General features: G+C 34.8%; 6 protein-coding genes. All 6 read left to right on the top strand.

Features of this window, described 5'->3' with window-relative positions:
• Positions 1-1145, top strand: a 1145-nt coding sequence (locus tag Q5O73_RS07800) for a glycoside hydrolase family 16 protein (RefSeq protein WP_302669406.1), incomplete at its 5' end; no start/stop codon positions are given.
• 141 nt (positions 1146-1286) lie between these two features.
• A complete protein-coding gene (locus Q5O73_RS07805; RefSeq protein WP_021951874.1) occupies positions 1287-3179 on the top strand; it encodes a lipopolysaccharide assembly protein LapB in 1893 nt (630 codons plus the stop codon).
• Between the two features lie 11 nt (positions 3180-3190).
• A complete protein-coding gene (locus Q5O73_RS07810) occupies positions 3191-4495 on the top strand; it encodes a transglutaminase domain-containing protein (RefSeq protein WP_302669407.1) in 1305 nt (434 codons plus the stop codon).
• A 258-nt stretch (positions 4496-4753) separates the two neighbouring features.
• Positions 4754-6583 (top strand): hypothetical protein, encoded by a 1830-nt coding sequence (locus tag Q5O73_RS07815; protein WP_302669408.1) that lies wholly within the window; start codon positions 4754-4756, stop codon positions 6581-6583.
• Between the two features lie 17 nt (positions 6584-6600).
• Positions 6601-6744: a hypothetical protein gene (locus tag Q5O73_RS07820; protein ID WP_021951992.1), complete on the top strand. Its 144-nt coding sequence runs from the start codon at positions 6601-6603 to the stop codon at positions 6742-6744.
• A gap of 215 nt (positions 6745-6959) precedes the next feature.
• Positions 6960-7295 (top strand): hypothetical protein (locus Q5O73_RS07825; protein WP_302669409.1); only part of this gene is annotated, 336 nt, incomplete at its 3' end.

The raw sequence follows: 7295 nt of genomic DNA on the forward strand, positions 1-7295 counted from the left end.
ATCCAAGTGACATGAAGTTAATATGGTCGGATGAGTTTGAAGGAGATGCACTTAATACAAACAACTGGACTTATGAAATTGGAAATGGAAACTGGGGTTGGGGAAACAACGAACAGGAATATTATACAAGTTCCACAGATAATGTATATGTAAACAACGGAACTTTAAAAATATCTGCAAGAAAGCAGTCTGTAGGTGGAAAAAATTACACCTCGGGACGTATTAAAACAGCAGGAAAAGTGGAAGTGGGAAACGGCTACGTTGTAGCAAAAATCAAACTTCCTTCAGCAAAAGGTATATGGCCGGCATTCTGGATGTTAGGAACTAACGGACATACATGGCCTATGTGTGGTGAAATTGACATAATGGAATCCATAAATACCAACCAGTTCCCATATGCAACAATGCATTGGACAACAGTGGCAGCACCTACAAAGGATCATTATGAAAGTAAGTTCCCGACAGCATACGGTTTCCCGAATTTTGATAAAACCCAGTGGCATACATACGGCGTTTACAGAACTGACGACAAAATAAGAGTATTCTATGATAATCAATTAATAGGTTCTTATACATATGTAGCCGGAATGGAAGAATTAAAAGATAATTACTATATGTTATTAAATGTGGCAGTAGGAGGAAATTTAACTTCTAATCAATTGCCTGCAACATCAGCACTTCCGGCAACAATGGAAGTAGACTATGTAAGATATTACAGAGACAAGACAGCTCAGGATATTGCTGACGAAAAAGAGCAGGCAGCTAAGGAAGAAGCAGCAAAGAAGGCTGCTGCAGCTAAAGCAGAAGCAGCAAAGAAGGCTGCTGCAGCTAAAGCAGAGGCGGAAAAGAAAGCAAAGGCGAAATCGGCAAGGGCTACAGTTAAATCCATGAAAAATGTAAAGGGAAGAAAAGTAAGCCTTACCATTAAGAAGATAAAAGATGCCAAGGGATATCAAATCAGATATTGCGACAATAAAAGATTTCAGGGCTATATACAAAAAAATACTACAAAAACAAAGTATACGTTAAAGAGACTTGAAAAGAAAAGTACCTGCTATGTTAAGGTAAGAGCATATAAGGTATATAAAGGCAAAAAGATATATGGAAGCTGGTCAAAGGTTAAGCATGTAAAAATTAAAAAATAAATTATTTTAAAATCTCATACAAATTTTTATACACCCTAAGTGTTGGAGCAGATATCAACATTTGGGGTGTATTATTTTGTCAAATGTGATACAATAACCATTGATACTATAATCTTAAAAATATTATTATTGGAGACTAATATGGAAGAAAAGATGAATGAAAATATTATAGAAGATACTGCAAATCAGCAGGAAAATAGTGCGGAAGCTTTAAGTAATTCAGAAAACATAAATAATTCGGAAACGAACGACAATAAAGTTTCACAGTCTGAAGGCTTAAAGCGTTATGAAAAAATATTAGATTTAAAAGAGAATTTATGGACATACGGAAGTCCTGTTTTGTTTGAAACAGGAGAGCTTGAGCGTGATACCGTAAGCAATAAGAACAGACTTACCCTTAAGTTTACCAATATTTATGAAAAGACAATCAGGGATTTAAATATAACTGTATATGCCAGTGATAATGAGGGCAATGCAGAAGAAATTCAGCATAAGTATGGAGCTTTAGGACTTAAGTATTTAGAATCAAAGGGCAAAGCTGCAAAGATAACTGTTTCAAATGAAGCAGCAGAGAAATTTGTAATAAAAATAGACAGTGTTGTTTTTGAAGACGGAACAGTATGGAATAAAAAAGAGGCAATATGTGAATCGGTAGGGGTACTTGATGATGTGGAAGTGTTTGCAAAGGCAAAGCTTAAGGACTATGAAGACAGCTATATTTCAGCAACGGAGGATGTTGAAAAGGACGATTCAGCAAGCATTGCCAATGGAATAGAGATATTTAAGAGAATTTACTGGTATATGAATACAGCAGAGTTGCTTAATGATGCCAAAAGAAAATATGCCATAGTAAAGCAGAATGAGGAAAGAAAGCAAAACAGTGAAAGCAGACGTGTAAACAGAAAAAAGGCGGTTCGTAAGAGATATATTACGGCAGCAATTATAATTGTGATTATAGCAGGATTAGCAGCAGTGGCTGTTATGACTTACTTTATTCCTAATAAGAAATATACGGCAGCTAAAAAGTTAATTAACAATAAGAATTATGAAGAGGCTATAAATTCCTTTAATGAACTTAACGGTTTCTTAAAAAGTGAGGAATATTTAGCCCAAGCATATTATAATCTGGGATTAAATCAGTTAGATAGTGAAGATGAAAATAAGGCAACTGAGTATTTCAAAAAAGGGTATAATTCTGACAAAAACAGCAGATATGGAAAAATGTGCGGAGCATTTTTAGATTATTATGCAGGTGCCACGGCATTGCAAAGTGAAGAATATGATAAGGCAATGGATTTATTTAAGTCAAGCAGCAATGCGGCAGCAGATATGAATCTGGTTAATAGGGCAAGTGCCGGGATGGCAGAAATTTATTACCTCAAAAAAGATTATGAAACAGCATGGAACACAATTAAAAATGTGTATGCAAAGGATAAATCTTACGAAACAGAGTACGGGACATATGGATATGGCTATGCTAAAGCTTTAGTAGATAAGGGCGATACAAAAAACGGCATGGAAATATACAATAGTGTATCTAAGTATACCAAGTCAGAGAACCTTAATGAAAGTGTTTATAAGCAGGCTGTAAAATTAGGAGAACAGGGAAAAATTTCTGAGGCAATGAAACTCCTTGAAACAATTAAGAAGAGCTACAAAAAAGCAGGAACACTTTATAGTAAAATGAGCAGCTTTAACAGTAAGGTTAAATACTGGGTAGGCACATGGAAACATACGGGAAAAGTCAATGGAGAAAAGAAGATATATAAGATATATATTTCACAGGTTCTCTACAAGGACGAAATGTGTCTTAGAATTATAGATAAGAATAATGACTATCTGGGATTTGATACAGTTATAAGTACCAAAAATAAGGTAGATTCAATATTAATTGGAACTTATCAGCTGAAATTCAGATTAAGAGCTAATCATAATCAGAGGTTCACATATACTTTAAAGGGCGGAAAGAAGATGGTAAGACAGCTTAAATATAACGGAGAAAAATTTAGTACCCGTTATGGAAAAATAAAATAACAGGAGTTTAAATGAAAATAAAAATTAAAAGAATAATATGTCTTATTATTGCTACTGTCATATTATGTTCTCCAATGGAGAATGTAACATGGTGTAACAATAACGTTTATGCTGACACAATTAGCAGGAATGCGATTGATGAGATTTCCACTATGAAAACAAGGGAAAAATTAATCCTTGTTGAAAGAAGAGAAAGACTGTATTCAGGAAACAGGAAAACCTCTTCATATAAGTCAGTTGCTGAAGCAGCTACAGGTTATAGAAAACAGCTGTTAAATCATCAGTATGAAGTAAACGCATATGTTAAATCAACGAATGCTGTTCCGGCAGAAGTGTTTGATGAACTGGAGAGTCAGGCATTTAAAGTCACATCAAAGGGTGACGAAGGGGATTACATGTATTGGGATATAGACAGGGAATACCCTTCCTATACACGTTATACAAGAAAAGAAAAAAAGAAAATCTACTATTATTATCACTTCAGGACTGAAGTATGGTATCTCACTACTTTAGAGCAAAAAAAGCAGGTAGATGCCAAGGTGAAAGAAATTATAAGCCAATTGGAAATTACAGAAGAAACTACAGACTATGAAGTAATTAAAATGGTATATGATTATGTGTGTGAACACGTAAAATATTCTGATAGCACAGTTGATGAAATCGTATATACATCGTGGTCAGCCTTGTTTAGGGGAAATGCAGTATGTCAGGGATATGCCCAGCTGATGTACAGGATACTTAAGGAATTGGGAATATCTGTAAGAGTTATTGCAGGTTTTGGAAGTCATAATGTGCGCCATGGCTGGAATATTGTAAAGCTTGGAGATTACTATTACAATCTTGATTCAACATGGGATGCTGAACTAATACAAAATGGAATAAAATATCGTTACTTTTTAAAAGGAGATAATTTTAATAAACATACCCGCTTAGAAGAGTACAAGACTATGGAGTTTTACAATGTTTATCCCATGGCTCAAAATGAGTATAATGTTGAACCTTTGGGATATTCACTTAAAACCCGGTCGGCCTTTTTTGCCGTCAAAAAAGCAAAATTTAAGAAAGTGGCAAGAAAAAAGGTTACTTTTATTGCAGTTACCGGGGCTAAGGGATACCAGATTCAGTATGCAACAGATAAAAAATTTAAAAAAGGAAAAAAAACAGCAGTAACGTCGAAAGTATATTTTAAGCCGAAAAATTTAAAAAAGAAAAAGAAATATTATGTACGTTTTAGGGCATATAAGATAATTAATGAAAATAAGGTTTACACCAACTGGTCATCAGTGAAGGAGGTAAAGAGATACGTATGTCGATGATACTAGTGGAAAGACCGGGAAGAAATATAGTTGGATTTGCAAAAATGGTTAAAAAAATATGTTTATTTTATGATAAAATAGATTTAAAGGTTCTATAGGAGTTTGTTTGATACTCGGCTATTATACTTTCAGATAACTAAAAAAATATAAAAATGATACTTTTATAAAAAAAAACACCTAATCGGTTTTTATTTAATATGCTAAAATGGAAATAGGGTGATTGAACGAAAAAAAGGAGGAACATCATCTGAAAAAAAGTTGAGTTATAGAAAGGAGTATATGATGAAATTAAGTAATTCAATGAAAAAGTTTTTTGCTTATGTTTGTGCCATAGCTATGGTTGTCAGTTCAATGGCATTTTATGGACAGACATCGGTTGAAGCAAGTGGAAGTGCTGCTGTAGAAGGAAAAATTTACACAGTTACAGACGGCGATGCTACTATTGTAGGATTTACATGTCAGGGAATATTTGACAAGGCAAGAATCCATTTTGCATGGGGTACAGAAGTAGATGCTGCTTCTATTACAACAACAGTAAATGGAAAAAGTGTAAAAATTGACGGAACAAATGCCCATGGTATGTTTATTCCTTTATCAGAGGTAAGCACATTGGCAGTAGGAGAATATCAGATAGTTGTTAGCGCAACAGCTACAGAAAATTCAGCTACTGTTACAGGAAATGCAACATTAAAAATCGAAGATGAAGGGGAAACAACAACAAGAGATCCTTCAGTAAAGGTTTGGACAGACTTAGGGGATGGATTCTCATATGACGATTCAACAACAGCATCAGTCATTAATATTCAGCAGCCGGATTGGTCGCCTGAAAAAGGTATATATGTAAATGTACCGGCAGGAATCAACTCAGTTGCAGTTAATGGAAAAACAGGTGATGAAGTTGCAAAAATTCAGGGAGCAGGAGTTATTGTTTTCATTTCAGCAATGACAAAGAAAACAAACACTGTTGAAATTGAATATGCAGGCGGAAAAGCAACTGTTATTGTAAAAAATGAAAATGGAACAGATGGTGGTGATACACCAATAGAAACACCTACAGAAAAACCAACAGAAACACCTACAGAAAAACCAACGGAAACACCTACAGAAAAACCAACGGAAACACCTACAACACAGCCTACAGGAGAAGCTAACTGGGTTGAAATTGCAGGAAGTGATGATACTGCATCATATTATTATGATAAGGCAAATATGACAGTAAATGAAGTAGTAAGCATTCAGCAGCCTGGCTGGTCACCGGCAATGGGTATCTATATGAATGTGCCATCAGGAATTAGTGAAGTATCAGTAAACGGTGTTAAAGAAAATGTAGCAACAATTCAGGGTGCAGGAGTTATTGTATATCTTTCTGCTTTAACTCAGGAAATAAACGAAGTAGAGATTACTCATGCTCTTGGAACAGCTAAAGTTTCTATCAAAAAAGTTGAAAAGGCACAGACAGTAAAACATTCAGTAACAATTAATGGAAATAAAGTTGCAGAAGTTGAAGACGGAAGCACTTATACATTAGGTGATGCACAGTACGGATACTATACAGATGGTAAGATTTATAAACCGGGAACCGTACTTACAATAACAGGCGATATTGCCCTTACTTCAATTGACAGCCTTTCAGTAGATATGGCAAACGGTGCAGCTATTAAGCTTTCAACACCGGCAGGACTTAAGTTCCAGGCAAAGGTTTCATCAAACAATGGAGAAGCTGTTAAATCAGATGCTATTAAGGAAGGTATGTTAATTACGGCAAATGATATATATGAAAATAATTCATCTGCTTTAGACTTGACAAGCCCATATGCAATGCTTAATATTGTTAATGAAGGTTGGTTTGACGAAAGCGCAATGACATATTGCGGAGCAGTAGCTAATATTTCAGAAGCAAACTATACAAGAGATTTCATTGCCAGAGCATATGTAACCATTACATATACTGACAATACATCAGTAACTGTTTACTCAGGAATGAGTCAGACAAGAAGCGTAAGCTATGTAGCATCAGCAGTTAAGGCTGCCGGATATCCGGGAATTGCTGCATCAGAAATACCTGTAGTTGACTCATTTATAAAATAATTATGGGAGGAAACACAATGTCAGAGAAATATATTAGTCCAAAGGCAGAAGTAGTAGAGTTTGATACAAAGGACGTTATTACTACAAGCCCTGATAACAATTTTTCAGCTGATACATCAGGTTCAGCAAATCAGGGTGAAGGTTGGTCAGGACTTTACTAATTAATATTAATTAAAAACTTACAACACCGTATCTGTGACTAAATCATGGATGCGGTGTTTTTTTGCTCTTTGTCAGGCATGGGGGAATCCCTTATATATTTTTTATACGATACAAATATTATACATATGGCAGGTATAATATCCTACGGAATAGGGTGTCGTATAACAATGATAAGCAGTTAAGATAGGGAACAAACACAGGAAAAAATATATGTATGGGAGGTAAAATGGTGGATGTAAAACTACTTAATGAATTATATTTTGAAACGGAATATATGAAATTACTTCATATATTCCTTATGATTATGGGATGTATTTTGCTGCTATTATCAATATTTACAAAGGGCAAAGTGATTATATCCAATTGCATTTCAGCTTACTATGGAGTTTGGGCAGGAAGTATGTTGGGATATTTTATGGAAAAATCTTTAACAGGAATGAAAATAGGTGGCGTGATAGGAATTATAATTGTGTTGCTTATAAATAATATTCTTGGAAGAAAGCATATACTGGTTGTGGCGTATATGTTTTATATGCAGTGTGCATATATG

The sequence above is a fragment of the Eubacterium sp. AF15-50 genome, assembly GCF_934835595.1.
Lineage (GTDB): Bacteria > Bacillota > Clostridia > Lachnospirales > Lachnospiraceae > Eubacterium_G > Eubacterium_G segne.

Excerpts from the sequence above, each read along its gene's own strand:
- Q5O73_RS07810 (WP_302669407.1), top strand. The coding sequence starts at position 3,191 with ATGAAAATAAAAATTAAAAGAATAATATGTCTTATTATTGCTACTGTC.
- Q5O73_RS07820 (WP_021951992.1), top strand. The coding sequence starts at position 6,601 with ATGTCAGAGAAATATATTAGTCCAAAGGCAGAAGTAGTAGAGTTTGAT.
- Q5O73_RS07805 (WP_021951874.1), top strand. The coding sequence starts at position 1,287 with ATGGAAGAAAAGATGAATGAAAATATTATAGAAGATACTGCAAATCAG.